General features: G+C 67.0%; 26 protein-coding genes. 14 read left to right on the forward strand and 12 right to left on the reverse strand.

Going from position 1 to position 24,425, the window contains the following annotated elements; translation table 11 throughout:
* Positions 1-20 precede the first annotated feature (20 nt).
* A complete protein-coding gene (locus tag AC1DO7_RS05535) occupies positions 21-908 on the forward strand; it encodes a PhzF family phenazine biosynthesis protein (RefSeq protein WP_441616830.1) in 888 nt (295 codons plus the stop codon).
* The gene (locus tag AC1DO7_RS05540) at positions 893-1,423 is read left to right on the forward strand and encodes a RidA family protein (protein ID WP_477115868.1); all 531 of its coding nucleotides are present in this window, start codon (positions 893-895) and stop codon (positions 1,421-1,423) included. The genes AC1DO7_RS05535 and AC1DO7_RS05540 overlap by 16 nt, the downstream gene beginning before the upstream one ends.
* Here AC1DO7_RS05540 and AC1DO7_RS05545 read toward each other — a convergent pair.
* Entirely contained in the window at positions 1,381-2,157 is a 777-nt protein-coding gene (locus tag AC1DO7_RS05545) for a helix-turn-helix transcriptional regulator (protein ID WP_477115869.1), read from the reverse strand. The two genes, AC1DO7_RS05540 and AC1DO7_RS05545, sit on opposite strands and share 43 nt — an antisense overlap.
* 338 nt (positions 2,158-2,495) lie before the next feature.
* Between AC1DO7_RS05545 and AC1DO7_RS05550 the strand changes: the two genes are divergently transcribed.
* The 5 genes from AC1DO7_RS05550 to AC1DO7_RS05570 all read left to right on the forward strand — a co-directional run bounded on the left by AC1DO7_RS05550 (position 2,496) and on the right by AC1DO7_RS05570 (position 8,348).
* Entirely contained in the window at positions 2,496-3,494 is a 999-nt protein-coding gene (locus tag AC1DO7_RS05550; RefSeq protein ID WP_441616619.1) for an O-fucosyltransferase family protein, read from the forward strand.
* 65 nt (positions 3,495-3,559) lie between these two features.
* On the forward strand, positions 3,560-4,462 hold the full coding sequence (locus AC1DO7_RS05555; RefSeq protein WP_441616617.1) for a LysR family transcriptional regulator: 903 nt from the start codon (positions 3,560-3,562) through the stop codon (positions 4,460-4,462).
* 210 nt (positions 4,463-4,672) lie between these two features.
* Complete coding sequence (locus AC1DO7_RS05560) at positions 4,673-6,010, forward strand: MFS transporter (protein WP_441616615.1); 1,338 nt, start codon at positions 4,673-4,675, stop codon at positions 6,008-6,010.
* A gap of 152 nt (positions 6,011-6,162) precedes the next feature.
* A complete protein-coding gene (locus AC1DO7_RS05565; RefSeq protein WP_441616613.1) occupies positions 6,163-7,368 on the forward strand; it encodes a CaiB/BaiF CoA transferase family protein in 1,206 nt (401 codons plus the stop codon).
* Complete coding sequence (locus AC1DO7_RS05570; RefSeq protein WP_441616611.1) at positions 7,365-8,348, forward strand: hydroxymethylglutaryl-CoA lyase; 984 nt, start codon at positions 7,365-7,367, stop codon at positions 8,346-8,348. The genes AC1DO7_RS05565 and AC1DO7_RS05570 overlap by 4 nt, the downstream gene beginning before the upstream one ends.
* Before the next feature lie 66 nt (positions 8,349-8,414).
* Here AC1DO7_RS05570 and AC1DO7_RS05575 read toward each other — a convergent pair whose 3' ends face one another.
* The 4 genes from AC1DO7_RS05575 to AC1DO7_RS05590 all read right to left on the reverse strand — a co-directional run bounded on the left by AC1DO7_RS05575 (position 8,415) and on the right by AC1DO7_RS05590 (position 10,223).
* Positions 8,415-8,810 (reverse strand): RidA family protein, encoded by a 396-nt coding sequence (locus AC1DO7_RS05575; protein ID WP_441616609.1) that lies wholly within the window; start codon positions 8,808-8,810, stop codon positions 8,415-8,417.
* 97 nt (positions 8,811-8,907) lie between these two features.
* On the reverse strand, positions 8,908-9,162 hold the full coding sequence (locus tag AC1DO7_RS05580) for a hypothetical protein (RefSeq protein ID WP_441616607.1): 255 nt from the start codon (positions 9,160-9,162) through the stop codon (positions 8,908-8,910).
* Positions 9,163-9,512: 350 nt separating this feature from the next.
* Positions 9,513-9,650 (reverse strand): hypothetical protein, encoded by a 138-nt coding sequence (locus tag AC1DO7_RS05585; RefSeq protein WP_441616605.1) that lies wholly within the window; start codon positions 9,648-9,650, stop codon positions 9,513-9,515.
* A gap of 195 nt (positions 9,651-9,845) precedes the next feature.
* The gene (locus AC1DO7_RS05590) at positions 9,846-10,223 is read right to left on the reverse strand and encodes a cupin domain-containing protein (protein ID WP_441616603.1); all 378 of its coding nucleotides are present in this window, start codon (positions 10,221-10,223) and stop codon (positions 9,846-9,848) included.
* Positions 10,224-10,462: 239 nt separating this feature from the next.
* On the opposite strand from AC1DO7_RS05590, the gene AC1DO7_RS05595 reads away from it, so the two are divergent.
* The 3 genes from AC1DO7_RS05595 to AC1DO7_RS05605 all read left to right on the forward strand — a co-directional run bounded on the left by AC1DO7_RS05595 (position 10,463) and on the right by AC1DO7_RS05605 (position 13,413).
* A complete protein-coding gene (locus tag AC1DO7_RS05595) occupies positions 10,463-10,909 on the forward strand; it encodes a cupin domain-containing protein (RefSeq protein ID WP_441616601.1) in 447 nt (148 codons plus the stop codon).
* A gap of 229 nt (positions 10,910-11,138) precedes the next feature.
* Positions 11,139-12,449, forward strand: a complete 1,311-nt coding sequence (locus tag AC1DO7_RS05600; protein ID WP_441616599.1) for a dicarboxylate/amino acid:cation symporter — start codon at positions 11,139-11,141, stop codon at positions 12,447-12,449.
* A gap of 31 nt (positions 12,450-12,480) precedes the next feature.
* On the forward strand, positions 12,481-13,413 hold the full coding sequence (locus AC1DO7_RS05605) for an amino acid ABC transporter substrate-binding protein (protein WP_441616597.1): 933 nt from the start codon (positions 12,481-12,483) through the stop codon (positions 13,411-13,413).
* A gap of 40 nt (positions 13,414-13,453) precedes the next feature.
* Here AC1DO7_RS05605 and AC1DO7_RS05610 read toward each other — a convergent pair whose 3' ends face one another.
* Positions 13,454-14,218: a DUF899 domain-containing protein gene (locus AC1DO7_RS05610; protein WP_441616595.1), complete on the reverse strand. Its 765-nt coding sequence runs from the start codon at positions 14,216-14,218 to the stop codon at positions 13,454-13,456.
* Between the two features lie 124 nt (positions 14,219-14,342).
* On the opposite strand from AC1DO7_RS05610, the gene AC1DO7_RS05615 reads away from it, so the two are divergent.
* Both AC1DO7_RS05615 and AC1DO7_RS05620 read left to right on the forward strand, forming a co-directional pair.
* Complete coding sequence (locus tag AC1DO7_RS05615; protein ID WP_441616593.1) at positions 14,343-15,563, forward strand: helix-turn-helix domain-containing protein; 1,221 nt, start codon at positions 14,343-14,345, stop codon at positions 15,561-15,563.
* A 9-nt stretch (positions 15,564-15,572) separates the two neighbouring features.
* Positions 15,573-16,259 carry a Vgb family protein gene (locus tag AC1DO7_RS05620; RefSeq protein WP_441616591.1) on the forward strand — a complete coding sequence of 229 codons (687 nt, stop codon included), beginning with the start codon at positions 15,573-15,575 and terminating at the stop codon, positions 16,257-16,259.
* Between the two features lie 18 nt (positions 16,260-16,277).
* Here the strand turns inward: AC1DO7_RS05620 and AC1DO7_RS05625 are convergent, their stop codons facing one another.
* Genes AC1DO7_RS05625 through AC1DO7_RS05635 form a run of 3 tightly spaced genes read right to left on the reverse strand, consistent with a single transcriptional unit; the run spans position 16,278 to position 19,267 of the window.
* The gene (locus AC1DO7_RS05625; protein WP_441616589.1) at positions 16,278-17,249 is read right to left on the reverse strand and encodes a Bug family tripartite tricarboxylate transporter substrate binding protein; all 972 of its coding nucleotides are present in this window, start codon (positions 17,247-17,249) and stop codon (positions 16,278-16,280) included.
* Between the two features lie 20 nt (positions 17,250-17,269).
* Positions 17,270-18,442, reverse strand: a complete 1,173-nt coding sequence (locus tag AC1DO7_RS05630; protein ID WP_441616587.1) for a CaiB/BaiF CoA transferase family protein — start codon at positions 18,440-18,442, stop codon at positions 17,270-17,272.
* An 18-nt stretch (positions 18,443-18,460) separates the two neighbouring features.
* Positions 18,461-19,267 (reverse strand): citryl-CoA lyase, encoded by an 807-nt coding sequence (locus AC1DO7_RS05635; protein WP_441616585.1) that lies wholly within the window; start codon positions 19,265-19,267, stop codon positions 18,461-18,463.
* A gap of 145 nt (positions 19,268-19,412) precedes the next feature.
* On the opposite strand from AC1DO7_RS05635, the gene AC1DO7_RS05640 reads away from it, so the two are divergent.
* A complete protein-coding gene (locus AC1DO7_RS05640) occupies positions 19,413-20,306 on the forward strand; it encodes a LysR substrate-binding domain-containing protein (protein WP_441616583.1) in 894 nt (297 codons plus the stop codon).
* Between the two features lie 68 nt (positions 20,307-20,374).
* Here the strand turns inward: AC1DO7_RS05640 and AC1DO7_RS05645 are convergent, their stop codons facing one another.
* Entirely contained in the window at positions 20,375-21,673 is a 1,299-nt protein-coding gene (locus tag AC1DO7_RS05645; RefSeq protein WP_441616581.1) for a TAXI family TRAP transporter solute-binding subunit, read from the reverse strand.
* Between the two features lie 219 nt (positions 21,674-21,892).
* Positions 21,893-22,795, reverse strand: a complete 903-nt coding sequence (locus AC1DO7_RS05650) for an alpha/beta hydrolase (RefSeq protein ID WP_441616579.1) — start codon at positions 22,793-22,795, stop codon at positions 21,893-21,895.
* Between the two features lie 251 nt (positions 22,796-23,046).
* Between AC1DO7_RS05650 and AC1DO7_RS05655 the strand changes: the two genes are divergently transcribed.
* Positions 23,047-23,268 carry a hypothetical protein gene (locus AC1DO7_RS05655; RefSeq protein WP_441616577.1) on the forward strand — a complete coding sequence of 74 codons (222 nt, stop codon included), beginning with the start codon at positions 23,047-23,049 and terminating at the stop codon, positions 23,266-23,268.
* A 96-nt stretch (positions 23,269-23,364) separates the two neighbouring features.
* On the opposite strand, the gene AC1DO7_RS05660 is transcribed toward AC1DO7_RS05655, so the two are convergent.
* Positions 23,365-24,252 carry a LysR family transcriptional regulator gene (locus AC1DO7_RS05660; protein WP_441616575.1) on the reverse strand — a complete coding sequence of 296 codons (888 nt, stop codon included), beginning with the start codon at positions 24,250-24,252 and terminating at the stop codon, positions 23,365-23,367.
* Positions 24,253-24,425: the final 173 nt, after the last annotated feature.

The following is a 24,425-nucleotide window of genomic DNA, read 5'->3' on the forward strand; positions in this document are numbered from 1 at the left end:
CCGCACCGGGCGAAGTCGCCATGATCAACGTGTTCGTCGGCGGCGATAGTGGCGATGGCGTCAGCGCCGGCGGCGGCAACCCCGTGCCCCTGGTGGCCGACGCCCGCGGCATGACTTCGGCGGCGATGCAGTCGGTCGCGGCGGCATACGGCCACGAGTCCGCCTTCGTCCTGCCGGCCACCGCGCCGGGCTTCGACCTGCGGCTGCGCTTCTTCGTGCCGCAGCACGAGATGGAAATGTGCGGCCACGCGACGGTCGGCTCGCTGTGGGCCTTGCGCCAATGGCAGCAGTGGACGGCCCCGACCGCGCGCATCGAAACGCTCAGCGGCGCCGTCGATGCGCGGTGGGACGACGCCGGGCAACGCGTATGGATCTCGCAGCCGCCCGTGCAGACGCGCGTGCTGACCGTGCAGGAACGCCACCGGGTCGCGGCGGTCCTCGGGCTTGCTACCGAAGCGGCCGGCTACGCCATGACCAACGCATCGACCAGCCGGGTCAAGACCCTCATTGCGCTACCGGACCTGGACACGCTGCATGCCCTGCGCCCCGATTTCGCGGCAATGGAGTCGTTGTGCGCAGCGATCGGCTCCACGGGGCTCTATCCGTACGTCCTCACCTCCCTGCCGCAGACCACCGGCGGCTACGCCGTGGCACACGCCCGCCAGTTCCCGAAGTCTTCCGGCTATCCGGAAGACGCGGCCACCGGCATCGCCGCCGCCGCGCTGTGGGGACATCTGGTGGCGTCCGGCGCGCTCGGCGCCGCGGGCGGCGAACCACCCGCCGTGTCCGTGCGCCAGGGCGAAAGCATGGGCCGGCCGTCGGAAATCCTGGTCGCGCCGCGCGCGTCGGAGACAGGCGCGCCGCAGGGGTGCTGGCTCAGCGGAAACGTGGCATGGGCAAGCGCATGACAACACTGACGCCGGAAGCACGACTAGCCGCTGCGGGCCATGTACTGCCGCCGGCGCCGCAGCCGCGCGGTGCCTATGCGCCATTCAACGTAGCCGGAGACTGGATCGGGATCAGCGGACAGACCTCAAGGCGCGACGGCGTGGCCATGGCCGGCATGTGCCGGGCAGACGCCGATGTGGAGCCGGCAAGACAAGCGGCGCAAGTCGCCATGCTGAACGCGCTGGCCGCGCTGAGGGCCGCGTGTGGCGGAGGGCTGGAGCGCGTGGTCCAGGTCACGCGCCTGCGCGGATTCATCCGCAGCGGCACGGACTTCACGCGGCACACCGCCGTGCTGGACGCGGCATCGGATGTCCTCAGCCATGCCTTCCCCGAGCACGCCCTGCCCGCGCGCACGGCGGTAGGCGTGGCGAGCCTGCCCGACCAGGCCTGGATCGAGATCGAACTGGAGGCGCGCCTGTCGCCGGCAGCCAGTCATTCGCCATCGTCCGAGCCGCGCAGCAGCCGCGTCAGATGACCACTGCTGGCAAAGCCCAGCTGCTCGCTCACCCTGGCTAGCGGCCGGCCCTCCGCCAGCAGCGTGCGCGCATGCGCCGCCAGCACCCGCCGCCGCACGGCGACCGGGCTGGCGCCCAGTTCCAGCTGGCAGGCACGCTGCAGTTGCCGCATCGATACGCCCAGGCCCGCGGCCACCACTTCGATCGAAGGCAGCGCGGCGTCCCGCTCCAGCGCTGCCGTAAAGCGCCCCACCATCCGCAGCGCGACCGAGGCCGGCTCGGCCGGCACCGCCAGCGGCCTGCCTGCCATCAGCTGCGCCACGATCGCCCGCACCAGCAGCGCCGCGCTGGCCGGCGCGAGCATCGGCGACAGCAGCGCCTCCAGCATCGCGATGGTCGCCGCGTCCAGGTGCACCGCGCCGAAATGACTCAGCGCGCGCAGATGCTCGGGCGCCAGGTAGAGTTCGCCGTGCTGCTGCCGCCCGGCCTCGGCGACGGTCAGGTGCGTGGTTCTCGCCGGCAACAGCACGGCATCGCCGCGAACCAGCCGCGTGGACACCGCGCGCGCATCGTCCGGGCGGTCCGCGCGCGCCTCCCACATGCTCTTCAGCCGCCCCATGCGCGGCCACAGCAACATGCCGCAGTCATGGGTATGCCACTCGCGGCGGAAATCCGCCTGCCGGCTGTCATGCAGGGCAAAGCCATGCTCGGCGACCAGATGCAGCTTCGGGGAGAAATGGATGGGTGAGGCCATGGCGTAGAAGTCACCGCCGGGGATGGGCCGGGGCTCTGCCGGACATGATACGCCGGCCGGGACCGGGTGACCTGTTCGCCGCGCAATGCACCGCACTGGTGCTCGCAAGAAACGCGCCGTGCGCCAGGCATTTTCTCGCTTGCCGCGCTCACCCGGCCGTTGCGCGATAGACTCACTTCACGCGCGCCTGCCAGCGCACAGACGTATCTGTGCGGCGTCCCACAAATCGAAGCGACTCTTCCTTGTACGCTGCCATGTGCTGCGCATGGCGCGCCGCCGCGCAAGGATGCCGCGCGGACGCTCAATCCCGCGATGCGACCCCCGAACAGGAGCAGGGCATGTTGCGAAAGGTGATGGACCGGGCGAGACAGCTCCGGCGCAGTGAGCGGTTCAAGCATTCCGTGGCCACGCTGAGCCGCATATCCCTGCATGCGAAGCAACGGCTGAACCGTGGGGTGTTCGCCATCGACATCCACGAGAATTCCGGGTTCTTCTCCGTGCTGCAGATGGTCCTTTTCATCCTGATGTATTGCGAGGAGAAAGGGCTGGTTCCCTGCATCTCCGCGCGCGGCCGCATCTACGGCGATCCCGAAGGCAGGACAGACTGGTTCTCGACCTTCTTCGAATCCGTGCAGCGCCCGTCGCAAGCACCGTCGTCACGAAAGGTGCGGACCTCGATCGTCCACGACCTGGTTCAACTGGGATTCCGCGAGCGCTACGAGTCCAAGCTCGAACTCAAGAGTGCCAGCGCGCTGTTCTACGCGCACTACCGGCCCGCCGCGCATATCGTCGAAGAGGTCGATGCGCTCTGCGAGGCGCTCGGCATCGGCGGGTCGACACTCGGCGTGCATTACAGGGGCACCGACAAACGGCACGAGGCAGAGTCGATCTCCTGGGAAGCGTTCTGCAAGGTCGTCGAGTCAACCTTGTCGGAGAATCCCCGCCTGACCAGCATCTTCGTCTCCAGCGATGAAAGGGCGTTTCTCGACTTCTTCGTCGCCTGGCCGTTCGACAGGCCGGTCGGCGTGGCACCCTCGAGACTGCTCGCCAACGGCAGCATGCCGATCCATTTCGGTGGCTATTCGGGCCTGGAGATCGGCCGTGAAGCGCTGGTCTCCTGCCTGCTGCTGTCCAGGTGCGGCTTCCTGGTGAAAACGCCGTCTTACTTGTCTGCCTGGTCGAAGATCTTCAATCCGTCGCTGCCGGTGCGGCTCGCGTCGCCGCCCCGGGCGGATGCGTTCTGGTTTCCGGATAGTCAGCTGTGGGTTGAGAATGACCTGGCGCAAGCTGGCCAGGAGAAATGGGCGGCGGCGCCGGAAACACTGTCGCCACGCTAGGCGTAGCGAGCGGAGAAGGAAATGTGAGTGCAGAATGCGAGGCCTCCGCGTGAATATCGGCAATCATGAATCCGCACCGTCTCGACCTGGTCTCCCTTTCCCTGTTCAACCTGGTGGTCCGCTCCGGCAGCATCAGCAAGGGCGCGACGCTGGCCCACGTGGCGGTGGGCGCGGCCAGCAAGCGAATCTCCGACCTGGAGGCGGCGGTGGGCTCGAGCCTGCTGGAGCGACATTCGCGGGGCGTTTCCCTGACTGTCGCCGGGCAGGCGCTGTACCGCCACGCCCAACGCATTCTCGACGATGTCGACCTGCTGGTCGCCGACCTCTCCGACTACGCGTCGGGGATCGTCGGGGTGGTGCGCCTGTGGGTCAACACGTCGGCCGTCACCCAGTTCCTGCCCAGCGAGCTTGCCACTTTCGTGCAGGCAAATCCCGGCATACGGATCGAGCTCGAGGAGCAGAACAGTAGCGAGGTGGTGCAGGCGGTGCTGGACGGCCGGGCGGATATTGGCATCTTTGCCGATCGGACGCCCGCGCCGGGCCTGCACCAGGTGAAATACCGGGAAGACCGCCTGGGCCTGGTGGTGCCGCGCAGCCACGCGCTCGCGGGACGGCGCACGGTGAATTTTGAAGAAGCACTGGACTTCGACTTCGTCAGCCTGTCGGAGGGCACCTCCCTGGCCAAGCGCCTGCAGGCGGAGACCGAAGCGCTGGGACGCCGCCTGAAGCTGCGCATCCAGGTCCGCAGCTTCGATGCCATGTGCCAGATGGTGGCGGCCGGCATGGGCGTCGCCGTGCTGCCGTCCCATGCCGTTCACGCCCTTGTCCGGCCGCTGAACCTGCGCCAGATCCCGCTCAAGGACACCTGGGCCCGGCGCCAGCTTCTCATCGGCCTGCGCGATCCGAACGCCCTCCCGCGCCATGTGCGCACGCTCGTCGATCATCTCTGCGAGGCGCCCGCGGCCTAGCCTGCGCCTGGCGCGGGACCGGGCCAGCCAGCCCCTTCCAGCTTTCGCGTTTCGGGAAAGCTGCGTTCTCGCCTTCGTTCTTCTCCGGCTGAGTGCGGTCATCCAGAATGCCGCCATGCGTCACCAAGAGCGCCAACCACTCAGCAATTGCCAGACTCTCTGCGTCGCCGGTGCGACCGCGGGCAAGAGCAGCAAGCAAAGGAGACCAAGATGACCCAGGCTCAATCCCTGCCCATTGGCGCGCGCCCGCTGGCGCCGCCTGACGAATCGCGCACCGTGCGCAAGGTGGCATGGCGAATCATGCCCCTGATCATGGTGTGCTACCTGTTCGCGTTCTTCGATCGCATCAACATCAGCTTTGCCAAGTTCGCCCTGCAGAGCGACCTCGGCCTGAGCGACACGGCGTACGGCCTGGGTGCGGGCCTCTTCGTCGTGGGCTATGTGCTGTTCGAGGTGCCTAGCAACCTCATGCTCTACAAGGTCGGGGCGCGGCGCTGGATTGCCCGCATCATGGTGTCATGGGGCATCGCCACCGCCCTGATGGCCTTTGTCCAGACCGAATGGCAGTTCTACTCCCTGCGCTTCCTGATCGGCGCCATGGAAGCCGGGTTCGCGCCCGGCGTGCTGTTCTACCTGACCCTGTGGTTTCCGCTCGCTTATCGCGGCCGCATCACTTCCATGCTGTTCCTGGCCTCGGCCTTTGCCGGCCTGGTCGGCGCGCCTGCCGCGGGCCTCGTCCTGTCGCACATGGAGGGCTTCCTGTCGATGCGAGGCTGGCACTGGCTGTTCCTCGTGGGGGGCGTGCCCTGCGTGGTGCTCGGCTACCTTGTCTTCAGGCTGTTGAATGACCGCATCCAGGATGCCGCCTGGCTCACGCCGGACGAACAGGCCCTGCTCTCGAGCCGCATCGCGGAGCAGAACAAAGGCGTTGGTGGCCACTCCCTGCTCGACGCGCTGAAGGCGCCCGGCTTCCTGACCCTGGGCCTGGCCTACTTCCTCATCCAGATCAGCTCCTACGGCCTCAATTTCTGGGCTCCTCACCTGATCCGCGCCTCGGGCATCGCCAATCCCACTACCATCGGCCTTCTCACCGCGGTTCCATATCTCTTCGGTGCGATCGCCATGGTAGTGGTGGGGCGCCTCTCGGATGCGACCGGCGAGCGCAGCAAGTTCGTGGCGGGGCTGATGGTGATGGCCGCCATCGGCTTCTTCAGCGCGGGCGTGTTCGACAAGCAGGCCGGCTTGCTCGTGGCCGCGCTGGCGATCATGGGCGCGGGCGTTATCGCTTCGATCCCCGCCTTCTGGGCGCTGCCGCCGAAGCTGGTGAGCGGGGTCGGCGCCGCGGGCGGCATCGCACTGATCAATACCCTGGGCCAGCTCGGCGGCATCGTCAGCCCCGTCATGGTGGGTCGCATCAAGGACTTGACGGGCAGCACCACGCCAGCCTTGTACGTGATCGGATGCCTGGCCCTGATCTGCGCCGCGATCCTCCTGTTCGGGCTCCCCGCGAAGCTGCGCGCAAAGGAAGACAAGCGCCCCGCCCACTGAGAACCGGGCCAGCGCAGCGCATTGCTCCGCCGCAACGCTGCGCCGAGTCCCGCCTCAGGGAATCTCGCCTCAGGGGAGCCTCCCTTGCACATGGCGATTGATGGCGTCTTCTAGAATCAACCGACAACCGACACACGAGAACGAGGTCGATCATGAACAAGGACATTCCAGTTGCCGCGCTGCAGGGCGTGCGCGTCATCGAGATGGGGCAGCTGATCGCCGGCCCCTTCGCCGGCAAGACGCTGGGCGAATTCGGCGCCGACGTCATCAAGATCGAGCCCCCGGGCAGCGGCGACCCGTTGCGCAACTGGCGCCTGATCAAGGAAGGCACCTCCGTGTGGTGGCAGGTGCAATCGCGCAACAAGCGCTCCATCGCCCTGGACCTGCGCAGCAGCGAGGGCCAGGACATCGCCAGAAAGCTCATCGCCGAAGCCGATGTGCTGATCGAGAATTTCCGGCCCGGCACGCTGGAGAGCTGGGGCATGGGCTGGGACGTGCTGTCCGCGCTCAATCCGGGGCTCGTGATGCTGCGCATCTCCGGCTATGGCCAGACCGGCCCTTACCGGGACCTGCCGGGCTTCGGCGCCATCGGCGAGGCCATGGGCGGCTTGCGCCATCTCACCGGGGAGCCGGGCCGGGTACCGGTGCGCTGCGGCATCTCGATCGGCGACACCCTTGCGGCGCTCCATGGGACCATCGGCATCCTCACGGCGCTTTACCACCGCAAGGTCAACGGCGGCCACGGGCAAGTGATCGACGTGGCCCTGAACGAGGCGGTGTTCAACGTCATGGAGAGCCTGATTCCCGAGTACAGCGCCTTCGGCGCCGTCAGGGAAGCTGCCGGCAGCGCCCTGCCCGGGATCGCTCCCTCCAACGCCTACCGCTGCAGCGACGGCTTTGTGCTGATCGCCGGCAACGGCGACAGCATCTTCCGGCGCCTGATGCAGACCATCGGCCGGGACGACCTGGCCGCCGATCCCGCGCTGGAGAACAACGCGGGGCGCGTTGCGCGCGCGGCCGAGCTGGACAGCGCCATCGAGGCCTGGACGCTCACGCGGCCGGTGAGCCAGGTCGTGGAAATCCTGGGCTCGGCGCGGGTGCCGGCGGGCAAGGTCTACACCGCGAAGGACATCGCCGAGGATCCGCATTACCGGGCGCGTGACATGATTCTTTCCCAGACGACGCGGGACGGGTTCGATGTCGAGGTGCCCGGCGTGGTCCCCAAGCTGCTGGGCACGCCGGGCTCGGTCCGCACCTCGGCACCGGGTCTCGGCGACGATACCGACGGGGTCTTGCTGGAAATCGGCTTTTCGGCCCAGGACATCGCCGCCTTGCGCGGCAGGAAGGTGGTGGCATGAATACCTGGAACGGTGCCGGACGGCACATCTACATGCAGGAAGTCGGCATGCGGGACGGCCTTCAGGCCGAACGGGCCTTCGTGCCCACCGCGGACAAGGTCGCGCTGGTGAATGCCCTGTCCCGGGCCGGCATGGCGAAGATCGAAGTGACGGCATTCGTCTCGCCCAAGGCGATTCCGGCGCTGAGCGATGCGCAGGACGTGCTGGGCGCCATCGAACGCCACCCCGGCGTTGTCTACAGCGCCCTCGTACCCAATGTGCGAGGCGCGGAGCGCGCCATCGAGGCCGGCACGGACGAGTTGAACCTGGTCATGTCCGCCAGCGAGTCCCACAACCTCGCCAACCTGAGGATGACCCGGGCCCAGTCCTTCGCTGCCCTGTCGGAGGTGGCCGGCATCGCCCGCGACGCTGGCGCCGCCGTCAACATCTCGCTGTCCTGCAGCTTCGGCTGTCCCATGGAGGGCGACGTGCCTGCGGCGGCGGTGCTCGACTGGTGTGCCCGCCATATCGAGGAAATCGGCACCCACGGCATCACCCTGTGCGACACCACCGGCATGGCATACCCGGGCCAGGTGGCCGCGCTGACACGCCGCTTCCGGGAGCGCTGGCCGGATACCGAACTGACCCTGCATTTCCACAACACCCGCGGCATGGGGCTGGCCAACGTGCTTGCGGCCATCGACGCCGGCGCCGACCGCTTCGACGCTTCGCTCGGCGGCATCGGCGGCTGCCCGTACGCCCCGGGTGCCACGGGCAACGTTTGCACGGAGGAGATCGTCCATGCGCTGCAACTCATGGACTACGACACCGGGGTGGACCTTGCCCGCGTCCTCGAGGCCGCGAGGACGCTGTCGGCCCTGCTTGGCCATGACATCCCGAGCCAGATCCTGAAGGCTGGACGCCGGCTCGACCTGCATGCGCCGCCCGCCGACTTCGCCGCCATCCGGGAGCGTGCGCACAGCCGGCCCGCAACGCCGTGAGCCCCGCGCCGCGGCAGCCGGTTCGCACTGGTTTGCGCACGCTGCCGCGGGCACGGCGCCCACGCTTCATGCCGCCGGGTCCGGCTCCCCGAATACCGCAATGCACTCCACCTCAACCCTGGCGCCAAGCGCTAGCCCGCTGGCGCCGAGTGCGCTGCGCGCAGGGTATGGCGCCTGGAAGAAATCCTTGTAGACCTCGTTGAAGATATGCCATTCGCTGATATCAGCCAGCATGATGGTGCATTTCGCAACCCGCTGCAGCGACAAGCCGTGTGCTTCGAGCGTGCCGCGGATATTCATCAGCGTCTGCCTGGCCTCTTCGCGAATCCCCCCCGGCACTAGCCGGGTGGTGCCCGGTACGATGCCCATCTGCCCGGACAGATAGAGCAGCTCGCCAACTCGCACGCCTTCGGAGAAAGGCAGCCCGGCAGGAAGAACCTTGCCTGAATTCAGGAATTCCATATTGCGCCCCGTGTCAGCAGTGGGAACCGCGAACCGCGCGCGCCGCCCGGTCGCGTCCAACCGGTTTTCAGTGTAGGGCAAGGATGCCCGGGGTTAACTAATGTGACTCCTGATGTACTGCATTCCTGGCCGCGCCGTAGCCCTCGCGGGCCTTGCCTGCCACGCCATGGGCGACGTCCCTGGCAGCGTGGCCGATGCCGCGGCCGGCGTCGCGCGCCAGCTCTCCGGTCCTTTTGACAGCATGCACGGTTGCCTGCTTGACCTCATGCGCGGCCTGGCGCGCATCGGCCCTGGCCAGCGGACTGAGCGTCAGCGTGACCAGGGCAGCCAGAATGAATTTCCGATTTTTCACGAAGGCGATTCCAACAAAAAGCGCGGCGAGCCGGCGAGCGGATGCGCGGGCATCCACCGGCGCGGGGCCGCTTGCTCACAGGGCGCTATTGTAGGCGGATTGGTCGAGGCACTGGATGCCAGCCCCGGATGACCAGGCGGGGGGCTGCGGGCAGCCAGCCGGCAGCGGGGCTGCGTGGCGGTGCCTGGCGATGGTGTTCGGTTTCAACGGCGAGGACCAGATCCTGCTGCCGGATCATGGTGCGCCTCCCGTCATGGTCCGCGCGTTCGGGACAGATCGGCTTCACTGCGGCGACCGGCCTGCATGGCTGGTTGCGCCGTGCCGCGGCTTCAGCTTCGGCCTCAGCCGGGTCAGGACTTCTTCTTGGCGACGCCGTCATTGCCCACGCGCGACTGCACCGTGCCGAACGGGCTTGCCGGCGCTGCCGGTTTCTTCGGCTGCTTTGGCTTCTTCGCTTCGCGGTTGCCGCGTAGTTGACTCTTGGCCATGGTGATACTCCTTTGGAATCCTGATGCGTTGCTTGCCGGAGGGCAGATCCAGCATACGCCGTTAATCCAAAGCAAAGGGAAATATCGTATATGGAATGCGGCCGGCCATATCTTCAAGCGATATGCCGCCATGCCGGGCTGCCCCGGATAAGCGCGAGCGTGCGGACAGCGTCCTGGCTCCCGCGCGGGTTCGCCTCAGGTCTGCACCGCCACCATCAGGGCGGGCACTGCGCTCTTGACCGTGCTCTTATGCCCAAGCCCCGTCGTGTCCTCGAGGAGAATCGCAAGCCCCGGCTTTCCCAGCAACCGCTGGCCGTCGCTCACCTCGAATTCCATCTCACCGGAGAGAAAGAAGAGCCATTGGCGTTTCGGGCTCGGGTGGAAATCGCCGAAATACGCCACTGGCACGGACAGGAACGCGTAAGCGGATGCGGGCTGCAGGCCGGAGACAAGAATCGGCGGCGCCGGAGGAACGAAATCCGTGGACGCCATGCCGAGGCAAAGGCCTTCCTCGATATGCGACTCACCTTTGGCGTCCGCGTAGAGGCGCGCGTATGTCACAGCGTTGTCCATGGTGGCTCGGCTCCTTCGGCGCGAACATGCGCTGACTGATTGTAGGACAGCGATGCCCGGCCGATGGCGGCCGCCCGCCTTGCCGACTGCGGCGACATGCTGCCGCGGCTTGCAAATGAGCCCGGCCGGGTCGCGCCTGCTTGCAGCCGATCGGCCGCTCGCGGATAGTGCACGCCGACCTACAATGACAATGCAATGCGGGGGGACAGACCAGAGCCCCCAATTTCAAGGGGCTGACAATGACTCCTGGCCGCGCGAACCAGGGCGAACCGATCAAGGTTGGCCAACTGGACATCCAGTACCTGATCGATGGAACCGCCACGGGCGGGATGGGTGCCTTCGAGATGACGGTGCCGCCCGGCTCGCAAGTGCCGCCGCCGCATAGCCACACACACAACGAAGAGTGCGTCTATGTGCTGGAAGGCGTACTTCGGTACTCGGTCGACGGCGTTGCCCGTGACCTGGCGCGCGGCGACTATATGCTCTCCCCACGCGGATCGGTCCATCACTTCAGCAATCCGCACGGTGACACGGCCCGCGCGCTGATTGTCATGACGCCCGACCTTGGCGCCCAGTACTTCCGCGACGTCGCGGCCATCATCAATGGCGGCGGACCGCCCGACCGCGCCAGGCTTGCCGAGGTCATGTCCGGGTACGGGCTGGTGCCGGCGCCGCCCGGCGCATAGCACTCGCCAGGCAATCGCTTCCAGTGATGCGGTTTCCCGCATCTCGGGTGTTTCTCACCGGAACACCCGGCCCGACTGGCGGGGGCAACTGTGACGGATCATGGACTTTGCGCGATCCGGCGCGATCGGGGTCACGCCAGGGATTGCCCATTGCCGCTGCGGCGACCTATCGTTATTTAGGTGCAGACCTCGGCGCAGGACGTCCACCCGGAAGCCCCAAGGAGAAGTCATGAGCAAGAAGTCCCATATCACGACGTATATCGTCATCGCGATGATTCTCGGCGGCGTGGTCGGTTACGCTTGCCACATCGCTTTCCCGGATCCCAAGCTCGCGAAAGACGTCGCCGGATACATCTCGATCATCACCGATGTGTTCCTGCGGCTGATCAAGATGATCATCGCGCCGCTGGTCTTCTCCACGCTCGTGATGGGCATCGCGCACATGGGAGATGCCAGCACGGTGGGGCGCGTCGGCGTCAAGGCACTCGGCTGGTTCATCACCGCGTCGCTGGTATCCCTGACGCTGGGCCTGATCATGGCCACGCTGCTGCAGCCCGGCACCAATATCGGCCTGCCGCTGCCCGAGGTGGGCGCCGCCACCAACCTCAAGACCAACGCCTTCACGCTGAAAGACTTCGTGGCCCACACGGTGCCAAAATCCGTGGCCGAGGCCATGGCCAACAACGAAATCCTGCAGATCGTGGTGTTCTCGATCTTCTTCGGCACGGCCCTGTCCACCCTGGGAGAGCGGGGCGCGCGCATGGCCGGCGTCATCGAGGACCTGGCACAGGTGATGTTGAAGATCACCGGCGCGGTCATGTGGCTGGCACCGGTGGCGGTGTTCGCCGCCATTGCATCGACGGTGACCACGCAAGGCCTGGGTATTCTCCTGACCTTCGCCAAGTTCATGGGCAGCTTCTACCTGGCCCTGATCGTGCTGTGGGGCCTGCTGACACTGGCGGGCATGGCGTTCCTCGGCAAACGGACCTTCACGCTGATCCGCCTTATCCGCGAGCCGTTCCTGCTGTCGTTCTCCACCGCAAGTTCGGAAGCCGCTTACCCGAAGATGCTGGAGGCGCTCGACAAGTTCGGGGTCAGCCGCAAGATCTCCAGCTTCGTGCTGCCGCTGGGCTACTCGTTCAACCTGGACGGGTCGATGATGTATTGCACCTTCGCCGTCCTGTTCATCGCCCAGGCGTATGACATTCATCTGCCGCTGGGCACCCAGATCACCATGCTGCTGCTCCTGATGCTCACATCGAAGGGGATGGCGGGCGTGCCGCGCGCCTCGCTGGTGGTGATCGCGGCCACGCTGAACCAGTTCAACATCCCGGAAGCGGGCCTGCTGCTGATCATGGGCGTGGACCAGTTCCTCGACATGGGCCGCTCGGCGACCAATGCCGTCGGGAACTCGATCGCCTCCGCCGTGGTAGCCAAGTGGGAAGGCCAGCTCGCGAGCGAGTCCACGCTCGGTCCCGGCGAGGGCGGCGTCGGCGGCGGGCCGGTGCCGCTGCACAAGCCGGACGCCGTGCGTGCATAGCCGTCCGGGCCCGGATCTGGGAGAAGCGCGCATGCATGCCATACAAGTACGCCGGTGGTCCCTGCCCGGCCATCCGATGCTGCAAGCGGTCGTGGCCCTGTGCATGGCGATATGCGTCGGCATCGTCTCGGCTCAGGAAGCCATCGAGCTGCGCGGCACCCTGAGGAAAGCCAAGGACACCGGCAGCCTGACCATCGGCTACCGGGAGTCGTCCCTGCCGTTCTCGTACCTGAACCAGGCCAACAGGCCGATCGGGTACGCGATCGATATCTGTACGGCCATCGTGCAAGCCGCGGGGGCAGAGGTCGGACGCGAGTTGTCGATCCAGTGGGTGCCGGTGACGTCCGAGAACCGCTTTGACGCCATTGTCTCGGGCAAGATCGACCTGGAGTGCGGATCGACCACACGCAACGCCGAGCGCCTGCAGCGCGTCGCGTTCTCGCCCGTGATCTTCATTGCCGGTACCAAGCTGATGGTGCCGCACGGCTCGCCGATCAGGTTGCCCCGCGACCTGAAAGGCAAGACGGTGGTCGCCACGGCAGGCACGACCAACGCCCAGGCGCTGGAGCGGCTGTCCGCGCGATTCGACCTGGGGCTGAAAATCATCCGCGCGCGCGACCACGCCGATGCGTTCGAGGTGCTGCGGCACGGCGGCGCCGACGCCTATGCGGGGGACGATGTGCTCCTGTACGGCATGATTGCCAAGTACGCCGCCGGCAAGAAATACGACATCACCCGCGATTTTCTCTCTTACGACCCGTACGGGATCATGCTGCGCAAGGGCGATCCCCAGTTCTCGGCTGTGGTGGACAAGGCCGTTCGCGAGCTGATCACCTCCGGAGAACTGGAGCGCCTGTACAAGCAATGGTTCCTTGACCGGCTGCCCACCGGTGAGCGCCTTGGCATCCCGATGAGCGCGCAACTGGAGGACATCATCAGCGCGACGCCGGAACCGCCGGACTAGAGACGCGCCGCAAGGACGCCAGCAACACCCGCGAACTGGTTCAGCGCTGGTCGTACTCGTCGTGGCGGCGCCACCAGACGCCTGTCTCGTTGCGCCCCCTGGGGGCACGGTCGAGCCACTGGTACATGCCCCAGAGCCCGTCCAGTCCGCGCGCATAGGTGGAATAGGTGTGATAGACGACGCCGTCCTCCAGCACGAACACGCTCATGCCCGGCCTGTCGCGCGAGAACGTCGGCGCGTCGGTCCCGCATGTGGCTGCGATCCGGGCGACCGGCTCCGGGACCCGGGTCGCGTCCATCGCATGGCCGGCGCGCCGGTAGTTGTATTCGATGTCCCCCGCACGCTGTTGCGCCTCGGTAAACGAGACGTTGAAGTCGAAGTTGAAGTCGCTGTCGAGCGAGGACGCCCAGGGAAACGTCCATCCCATCCGCCGCTGGTACGCCTGCAGCTTCGCGAGCGGAGCCCGCGACACCGCCATGAGCGTGACGTCGTGGTTCGCCAGGTGGACGACGAAGCCGTCGAAACCGTCCGCGATCGCCGAGCAGGACGGGCAACCCGCCGTGTAGTCGGGCCCGAACATGAAGTGATAGACAAGGAGCTGCGAGCGTCCCCCGAAGAGGTCTGCCAGCGAAGCGCTCCCCTGCCCGGTCTCGAATCGGTACGCCTTGTCGACCCGGACCCACGGCAGCGCCTGACGTTGCCGCGCCAGTTCGTCGCTGCGCCGCGTCAACTCCTTCTCCGCCTCGAGCAGCTCGAACCGCGCTGCCAGCCACGCTTCGCGTGTCCCGGTCATGTGTCCTGTCATCGTTCTCTCCTTGGCTGTCCTGCGTCGTTCTTTCGGTTCCCGGTACGACGTGCTGGCCGGGGGTCGTGTGCTAGATTAGTACCGGGCATCGAACGGTGGGAGTGACAAGTTTGGCGGGATTCAGATGGACTCGCTGATCACGGCCGCGGCGCGTGCGCTCGCCGCGGGTGATCCCCTCGGCGCGCTGAACCGGATCGCCTTGCGCGACGACGCCCCTGCGCTTGCGCTTCGCGGCATCGCGATGGCGCAGCTCGGCGATCTCGCTCGCGCGAAGGCGCTGGTGCGAAGCGCGGCACGCGCCTTCGGCCCGAAAGAGGCCGTGGCCCGCGCGAGGTGTATCGTCGCCGAGGCCGAGATCGCGCTGGCCTCGCGCGAGCTGGGCTGGCCTGCGAAGGCGCTCGACGCGGCGCGGGCGACGCTCGAGGCGCACGGCGACCGCGTAAACGCTGCCCATGCGCGCCATCTCGAACTCCGGCGCCTCCTCCTGATCGGGCACCTCGACGAGGCCGAGCGTGCGCTCGCCGGGCTCGACCCCGCGCCCTTCCCGCCCGCGGCGCGGGCCGCCCACGAACTGGTCGTTGCCGGCATCGCGATGCGACGCCTGCGCACGCAGGCGGCGCGCGCCGCGCTCGCCCGGGCCGGGCGGGCCGCGCGTCTCGCAGGTATCCCCGCGCTGGCGGCGGAGGTCGAAAGCGCGCGCCTCGTCCTGGACACGCCCGCGGCGCGCCTGATCGCGCGTGGCGAGCAACGACTCCTCCTGCTGGAGGAAGTCGAGGCGTTGCAGGCGTCGCAGGCGCTCGTGGTGGACGCGTGCCGCCATGTCGTGCGCGACGCGGGCACGGTGGTGTCGCTCGCAAGGCGTCCGGTGCTGTTCGCGCTCGCCCGCGCACTGGGCGAAGCCTGGCCCGCAGACGCGCCGAGGGCCACGCTCGTCGCGCGGGCGTTCCGCGCGAAGCTCGCCGATGAATCTCACCGCGCGCGGTTGCGAGTCGAAGTCGGGCGACTTCGCACGGTGCTCGGGACGCTGGCCGGCGTGAGCGCGACGAAGCGGGGATTTGCGCTGGTACCGCGTCGCGCATGCGAGGTCGTGGTGCTGGCGCGGCCGGTCGAAGAGGCGCATGCGGCAATGCTGGCATTGCTCGCCGACGGCGAGACGTGGTCGAGTTCGGCCCTGGCGCTTGCGCTCGGAGCCAGCCAGCGCACCGTGCAGCGGGCGCTCGACTCGCTTGCGGCAGCCGGCAAGGTACAGTCGTTTGGTCGCGGGCGCGCTCGTCGCTGGCTGACCCCACCCGTGCCGGGATTCGCGGCGACCTTGTTGCTCCCCGATCCACTACCAGGTGACTAGGATGGAAGCATGAAGCGATCAGCAGCCGAAATTCTCCGCGAATACGGGCCCTTTCCGGGTGTCGACCATGTGCATGGCGTCACATATGACGGCCAGCGCGTCTGGCTGGCTGCCGGAGACAAGCTCAACGCCTTCGATCCGGCAAGCGGGGAGACGCTGCGCTCGATCGATGTCGCCGCGCAGGCGGGAACGGCCTTCGACGGCCGGCACCTGTTCCAGATCGCCGGCGATCGCATCCAGAAGATCGATCCGGACACCGGCCGCGTGCTCGCCACCATCCCGGCGCCCGGCGGCGGCGGCGACTCGGGGCTGGCGTGGGCCGAAGGGACGCTCTGGGTGGGCCAGTATCGGGACCGCAAGATCCATCAGGTCGATCCCCTGACAGGGGCGATTCTCCGCACCATCGCGTCCAACCGCTTCGTCACCGGGGTCACCTGGATCGACGGGGAACTGTGGCACGGCACCTGGGAAGATGAGGCGAGCGATCTGAGGCGGGTCGATCCGCGCACGGGCGAGGTCCTGGAGAGCCTCGAGATGCCGCCTGGCGTCGGCGTATCGGGGCTCGAGTCCGATGGCGGCGACCAGTTCTTCTGCGGAGGCGGAAGCAGCGGCAAGGTCAGGGCCGTCCGCCGGCCCAGGCCAGGCCTGGCGGACGGCAGCGGCCCCGCGATTCCCGCCGGCTCCGCTGGCGAGTAAGCGGGGCGGCCGGCAGCTTCAGTCGACCTGCGCGTTCGATTGCTTGACGACGGCGGTCCACTTCTGCATCTCGCCATTCACGAAGCCAGGCAATTGCGCCGTCTCCAGCGTGGCAGCCTCCAGGCCCTGCGCCGCCAGTTGCTTCTGGACGGCCGGATCCTGCAGTACCGCCTGCATCGTCTGCACCAGGCGGGTCCGCGCCTGGGCACCGAGTCCGGCCGGGCCGGCCAGCATGAACCAGGCCGTCAGGTCGAAGCCGGGATAGCCCGACTCGGCCACCGTCGGCACGTCAGGCGCCGCCACCGAGCGGCGCTGGCTGCTTGCGGCCAGCGCGCGCAGCTTGTGGCCCTTGAGGTAGGGCAGCACGGCCACCGGGTGATAGAACATGAAGTCCACCTGCCCGCCCAGCACCGCGGTCAACGCCTGGCCGCCTTCCTTGAACGGCACGTGCGTCATGCTCACGCCCGCCATCGACTTGAGCAGTTCGCCCGCCAGGTGGCCGGAGGTACCGCTGCCCGCCGAGCCGAACGACAGCTTGTCCGGATGTGCCTTGGCGTAAGCGATCAGGTCGGCCAGCGTCTTGTACGGCGCGTCCTCGCGGACCACCAGCAGCGTCGGCGTATAGCCCGGGATGCCGATGAACGAGAAGTCCTTGCCCGGATCGTACGGCAGCTTGCGATAGAGCGCCTTGTTGATGGCGAGCGTGCCGACGGTGCCCATCGTGAGCGTATAGCCGTCGCCCTTGGACTTGGCGACATAGTCGGTGCCGATCGCGCCGCCCGCGCCAGCCTTGTTCTCCACCACGATCGGCTGGCCGAGTTTCTTGCCCATGGCCTCGCCGATGATGCGCGCGGTGATGTCCGTGGACGTGCCGCCGCCAAACGGCACCACCAGCCGTACCGGCCTGGAGGGATAGTCGTCGGCCCGGGCAAGGCCGGCGATGAGGGTGAAGGCAGCCATCGCGGCTGCCGCCGTCAGTATCTTCTTCATGTCTCCTCCTTTGCGGATTGTCAGGAACCGGTCTGTGCCGGACTTCCCGTTTGCGCCAGTGCGGCGCGGACTTCTTCGCGAACCTGTTCGTTATGCTCGCCCAGCAACGGCGGCGCCATCACATCCAGCGCGCGCTGCCCGTCGAACGACACCGGACTGCGTACCGTCCTGAATTCCCCGAGCGTGGGATGCTGCCCCGTGACCAGCAGTTGCAGGTGCCTGGCCTGCGGGTCTTCCAGCGCCTCGCTGGTGTCGTACATCGGCGCGTGCGGCACATCCTCCGCCTCCAGCCGCTCGCACCATTGTGCCCGCGGGCGCTGGCGGAACAGGCCGCCGAGCAGGTCGATCAGCGCCTCCTGGCTGCCAATGCGCGCTTCGCGCGTGGCAAAGCGCGGGTCCTTGAACAGGTCCGGGCGCTCGATGGCGTTGGCCAGCCCCTGCCAGAATTTCTCGGGCGACGACATGTGCAGGGCGATCCATTTGCCGTCGCCGCACTCCAGCACATACGACTGCGACACACTGGGGCGGCTGTACGGACCCATGACTTCGCCGGCCGAATAGTAATGCGTGAAGGCGTCGAGGTTGAAATGGCTCATCGCCTCCAGCATCGACACTTCCACCTTGCGGCCCACGCCGGTGCGGTTGCGCTCATGGAGTGCGCCAAGGATGCCGTACGCGGCGTAGAAACCCGTCATCGCATCGGCAATCGCCGGGCCGACCACGCGCGGATTGGCCGGGTTGACCAGCAGGTTCAGGAAGCCGCTGGCCGCCTGCGCCACCGTGTCGTAGCTCGGGCGCGACGCTGCCGGCCCGGTGGCGCCAAAGCCGCTGATGGCGCAATAGATGAGGCGCGGATTGAGCTCGCGCAAGCGCGCCTCCCCTGCGCCCAGGCGCTCCGCCGCGCCGGGGCGGAAGTTCTGGATATAGACGTCGGCGTCTCGCACCAGATCGTCGAAGACCTGCAGGTCCTCGGGATGCTTGGTGTTGAGGGTGATGCTGCGCTTGTTGCGGTTGTAGGTCTGGAAATGCGGGCTGTAGAGCCCTCCCTTGAACGCGCGGAACGGGTCACCGGTCTCGGGCTGCTCGATCTTCACGACGTCGGCACCGAGGTCGCCAAGCAGCATGCCGGCGGCGGGTCCGGTAATAAAGGTCCCCTGTTCCAGGACCTTGACGCCTTGCAGGACTTTGATCATCTGAAGCTCCGTCTACGGTCAGGCTTGCGGGTCGAAGCCGGCGGGCGTCTCGCCGGTGTAGACCACTTCGCGCGTAGCCTGGTACGACAGCGCAAAGCCGATCGAGTGGCGCAGCTCTTCGCTCAGGTGCGCGATCAGGCCGCCGGTGCGCGCCAGGATCGGCACGCCCTTGAGGGCATTGAGCGGAAAGCCCACGCCCAGCAGCACGGCCGGAATCGCCGCCGAGACGTTGAGGCTGAGCTCCTTGCCGACAATGCCGGGGATGACGGATTCCACGGCATCGGCGATATCGATGTAGGTGGTATCGGCGCCCGCCTCGCGCGCCACGTTGATCAGCGCGGCCACGCGCGGATCGCGCGCCTTGTGCAGCGGGTGGCCATAGCCGGGGATGGCGCGGCGCGCCTCGCGCCAGGCGTGGACAACGGCCTTGGCCGCCTGCTCGATGGTCTCGCCGCCCGCCATGCGCTCGCGCACTTCCGTAAACAGCACGCCGGCGGTCTCTGACGCGCCCAGGATGACCGAGCCGCAGCCGAGGATGCCGGCCGCCACCGCGCCCTGCAGCGCATCGGGCGCCGCGGCCAGCGTCATGCGGCTGGCCTGCACGCTCGGCACCAGCCCGTGCTCTGCAATGGCGACCAGCGTCGCGTCCACCACCTTGACCGCGGCGGCGTCGGGCCGCTTGCCCGTGACCAGGAAGTAGAAGTACTCGGTAAAGCTGAGCTTGCCGATCAGGTCCTGGCACAGGTCCGCGCCGCGGACCACGATGGTTTCCGTGCTGGACGTGCTGATGGCGGTCTGCGGGATGGTTTCCTTGCCGATCTTCATGGTGGTGGGGTCTCCGTTGGTATAGGGCTGGTCTGGCTAGTCTATGGGCACCGCCATCACAGATGGAAATGATTAATTTCACTCAAAACCATCGATGGCATCTATGTAAGATAGCGGGATCCCCGAACCCTGCTGGCAGCACCCCATGGAACTCCGACATCTGCGCTACTTCGAAGCGCTGGCCGAAACCTTGAATTTCACGCGCGCGGCAGAGCGCGTGCATGTGACGCAATCAACACTGTCGCACCAGATCCGGCAACTGGAGGAAGAGATCGGCCAGCCCCTGTTCGACCGCGTCGGCAAGCGCGTTTCCATGACGGAGGCCGGCGAGACCCTGCTGCTCCATATCGGCCCGGCGCTGCGGCAGGTGGACCGCGCCATCCATGCCGTGCGCGACGAAAAGGAGCCGCTGGTGGGCGAGGTCCGGGTCGGCGCGACGCATAGCTTCAATATCCGGCTGATCCCGCAGTGCGTGTCGTTGTTCCTGGGCCGCTACCCTTCGGTGCGCGTGATCGTGGAAGAGCTGAGCGCGGCCGATATCACCGAGCGCCTCGCTGAGGGCAAGCTCGACCTGGGCGTGTCATACCGGCCGGCGCAGGCCGATGCGCTGTTCTTCGAGCCGCTGTACAACGAGGAAATGAAGCTGGTCGTGAGCGACCGCCACCCCATGGCCGGCCGAAAGCGTGCGCGCATGGTGGAGCTGCACGGCATGCGCATGGTGCTGCTGCCCTCCTACTTTGCCACCCGCCAGTTGCTCGACGAGTGCTTCCGGGCGGCTGCGGCGGAACCCCAGGTCATCGCCGAGCTCAATTCGATCGCGCCAATGCTGGAGTTGGTGCGCCAGACCGATATCGCGGCCGTGATCGGCGCAAGCGCGGAGTCCGATGGCGAAGGCCTGCGCTTCATCGCGCTAGAAAGCCCCACGCCGCAGCGCACGCCAGGCCTGCTCTGGAAGCGTGGCGCAGCGCGCGCGGTACCCGTGCGGTTTTTTGCCACCACGGTACGGCGCGTGGTGGAGCGGCTCGGACAGAAAGGCTGAGGGCGATCTCGCCGGCAACGCCCTGTCGTGCCGCAACGCGGCCTGCCGAAGCGGATCTCCGCGCCGGGCTATTCCCTCACCTTCCCGGCGGCCTGGTCAATCCGGCCCCTTACGACGCCAATCGCCTGCTTGAGCGCGTAGACATCCTGGAAGTAGCGATGCGGAATCCGGATCTGGCTGGCATGCGCATCGATGTTCTCGATTTCATCGCGCCATTGCGCAATCTGGTCCGGGGTCGGCTGCCCGTTTTTCCATATTTCATCTTCCAGCGCCTTGATTTCGCGATACCAGACCACGAGCCGGTTCTTGATCCGCGCCTCCGCCATGCGCGGCAATGCCTGCAGCAGGCCCAGCAGCAAGGCCATGAAGGGAAGCAGGATCAGCAGGCGCCGTTCGATAAAGCTGGCAAGCCAGAATGGAAGGTAGCGCTGCAGGAAAGGACGACCCGATCTGAAGTAGCGGGTGCTTTCGTCCGAGACGGGAAATTCATCGCTGTTCAGGTTGGGAAACGTGCCTAGCGGCGTGAAGTAGTCCTCGCCGCCGTGGACGGTCCTGGCCGCTTCCAGCAGCAGGTAGACCAGGGCCGGATGCAGCGTGTCCTTGGACACGAGCAGGGCCGTGGCCGCCAGCAGCGTGACGTCAGCCTGCGGGAGATCGTTGACGATGCTGGTCGAGGCGCGCGGGAAGACAATCTTGGAGAGAGACGGGAATTTCTGCACCAGGGCATCGGCCTGGGCAAAGCTCATCAGCTTCAGGTCACTGTTGAGCAGCGTCTGCTGCATCTCGGCATCCGGCCTGCCGATAAAGAACGCCGCATCCAGGCCACCCTCCTCGAGGCCTTGATATGCCTTGGCTGCATCCATTTCCAGCAACCTGGTATTGCCGTCGGTGACGCCACTATGCGCGAGCAAGACCCGGGCGACGTTGAGCAAGCCGCTGCCCGGCACGCCGATGGCGACCCTTTTGCCGCGCAATTGTGCCAGCCGGTCGACGGTGATGCCGCCACGGTAAAACACCCAGATCGGTTCATACGAGATGGCAGCGATGGTCTGCAGGCGGTCGGTTTCCTCCGGACTGGCGGTGCCCGACTGGATAAAGCCCACTTCGTATTCGCTGCCCGGATTCTTCAGCCGCGCGTAATTCTCGACCGAGCCGGACGAACTGCGGATATCGAGCTTGATGCCGTCGCGCTTGAGGATGGGGGCATAGCGATCGGCGAAGCCGCGGTAGATGCCCTTGTCCGCCCCGGTCGTGATGACGATCGTGCGCTGGATGGCGGGCTTGAGCACTGTCGCCAGCCCCCAGGCCAGCGCGGCCAGCAGCAGTATCGCGCCAATGACGAGAAGCCGCCGGCGCCCCGGTGTCATGGGGGTCTTCTGGCTACGGTGAAGCGCTGGGTTCTGCCTGGGCATCGTTTGGCCTCTCTTGCCAGCCCGCTCCCGCGCCGGGCGGGCCAGGAGCAAGCGTTTGCGTGGCGGCGTTGCTGGAAGCCACCGCTGACACGAGGAAGGTCGTCGCCCTGGCCGCAACGGCCGGGCGATCCTTGCCCGCTCGCTCCGGGCCGGCGCCTGATACTTTTTTTCCCGTCAGGACGGCCCTGGCATCTCGTCAAGCACCGCACGAACGAAGGCGCCCATCGAGGCGAGCGATCGGCGGCCAGCATCGACCTGTTGATAGAACAGGCTCCACGCATGAATCATGTCAGGCCAGAGTTCCAGCCTGGCTCGCAAGTTCGCCTCGCCCGCCCGCTGGGCGAGACGGATCGAATCGTCGAGCAGCGTTTCTGCCGTGCCGACCTGAATCAGCATCGGAGGAAGCCCGGTGAGATCGGCATGAACCGGCGAGACAAGCGGCATGCGCGGACTGGCGCCGTTCAAATAGGCCGCCGCCGCTTCGAGCAGGTATGGCTTCTGGATCAGGGGATCCACGGCTGCCTTGGTCACCATGGACTCGCCGGTCATTTCCAGATCGGTCCATGGCGAACTCAACCACGTGCAGGCAGGAAGGGGAATGCCCAGGTCTCGCAACGAGACGAGCGTCGCCAACGCCAGTCCGCCGCCTGCGCTTTCCCCGGCCAGTGCAATGTTCGCGGGTTCATAGCCCTGCGACAGCAGAAATCGATACCCGGCGATCGCATCCTCCAGGGCAGCGGGAAACGGGTGCTCGGGCGCAAGCCTGTAGTCCAGAGCCAAGGTGCGGGTCCGTGCCTCTCGCCCAATCTGCGCGACCATGTGCCGGTGGCTGAGAAGAGAGCCCGAGATATACGCCCCCCCATGGAGAAACACCAGGACCCGCGCCGGATCGGCCGCGGGTGTCATGGTCCATTCGGCGGGAACGCCGTCGACATTGGCGGCCTCGACCTGCACGTCCGGCGCCACGGGATAGCGGCCGAGCAACGAGTCCAGACGCTTGCGCCGTTCGGAAAGCTCGCCCGGACGGGGCTGGCTTGCCAGTAGGTTGCGGACAGCTTCGATCTGGGGATCGGACATCTTGCGGCTCCTGGAGGAGGACGATCGGAAGACGTGGCGGGAGGCCTCCGACCGTTGGCCTTGCCGGCCATGCAGCGTGCCGCGCGCGGCAGAGCGAACTCTCAACACTTTAGGCTGCACGGTCGGTAAATTCAAAGAGGCCGGAACGCGATGCCATGGGCACCATGGATGTCCGGCGCGAAACACTGGCGAGTTGCCTCTCGTCTCTGCCCGCCCTGCTTGGCAGAGACCGTAGCGCAAGGGGTAGGTCAATGAACGATGCCGAGGCCGCACTCTCACGCGGTACGTTGTTGGGCGACGCGACCAACGTCGGTTCGGAGCCAGCGCGCAGAAAATCGGCGCCATCTAGCCGGATGCCGCGCTTTCGCCACTCTCGAGCCGATCGAATCGAGCTCGGCGAGGGCGCGGCCGTTGTCGCGCAGATTCACGGCGTGCTCTGCGCACGCCAGCAACTTGCTCGCGCTACGCTCTAGGCTGCCACACTGCCGACGCAAGTCCCGCACCCTGCCGCACCCTGCCACATCCGCCCGCCGTTGCCGGCGGCCAGCGCCGCGATGCATCCCGCGCAGCTAGGCATCGAGCGCCCACACGTCGCGTAGCGCGTCCCGCATGGCGATGATTGCCGGGTCCTGCTCGCGCGCTTCCTGGTACAGCAGGCACAGACGGGTATCGCGCTCGTAGCCGCTCAGCCGGATCGCTTCGCCCGCGGCCTCGGCCCGTTGCGCCAGCTCATCGCGCAGCAGGCCGATTCCCACGCCGGCGGCCACCAGCGCGCCGATCAGCGCTTCGTGATCGGCCTCGACAGTGCCGGCCGGATGAATGCCCGCCTGCGCGCAGATCTCCGCCATCATCTCCTGGTGCGCACTGTCCGGCGTCATGCGAAGCCAGGGCAAGCGGGCCAGTTCTTGCGCATCGGCACCGCCAAGGCGCGCGCCCCACGATGGCGGCGCCACCAGGCAAAAGCTCAGCGACTTCAGGAGCAGCGCACGCGCGCCCCTCGGCGTTGTCCTGGCGACCAGGATGGCCGCATCGATCTCGGAACTCTGCAGCGCCGCCCGCAGCCATGGCGTGCGTCCGACCTGCAGGTCGATCTTCAGCCCGGGATACTGCGTGACCATATGCTGCATGAAGGGTCCGATGCGCAGCATCGCAGGATCCAGCATCACCACGCCGACACGCAGATGGCCCTCGATCTGGCCACGCAAACCCTTCGCGGCGTTCACGAAGTTGCCAAACGCTTCGATCGCGCTCTCTGCGCGGCCCAGGAGTTCCTGCCCGCTCTGCGTCAGCGTGACCGATGATGTGGAACGCGACAGCAGGCGAACCCCGAGATCCTCTTCAAGCTGCCTGAGCTGGCCGCTGACGGCGGGCTGCGTGATGTGCAGCGCCTCGGCGGCCCTCGTGACGCTGGCCAGGCGCGCGACCGTGACGAAGGTCCTGAGTTGACGGATATCCATGGCGAAACCTGATGAGTGGCGCCCCTGCGCCGGGGCCGATGGCGCATCGCGCCGGGAGCGGGATTTCACCTTCGCGGCACGGGAAAGCCGCAAAAGCCTGGCTTATGAGCTTCATCGCGATATGTGATTTCCGGTGTGCGGACACGAACATTATTCTGGAACACGCCAGGCGC

Source organism: Cupriavidus sp. 05N40, assembly GCF_056397305.1.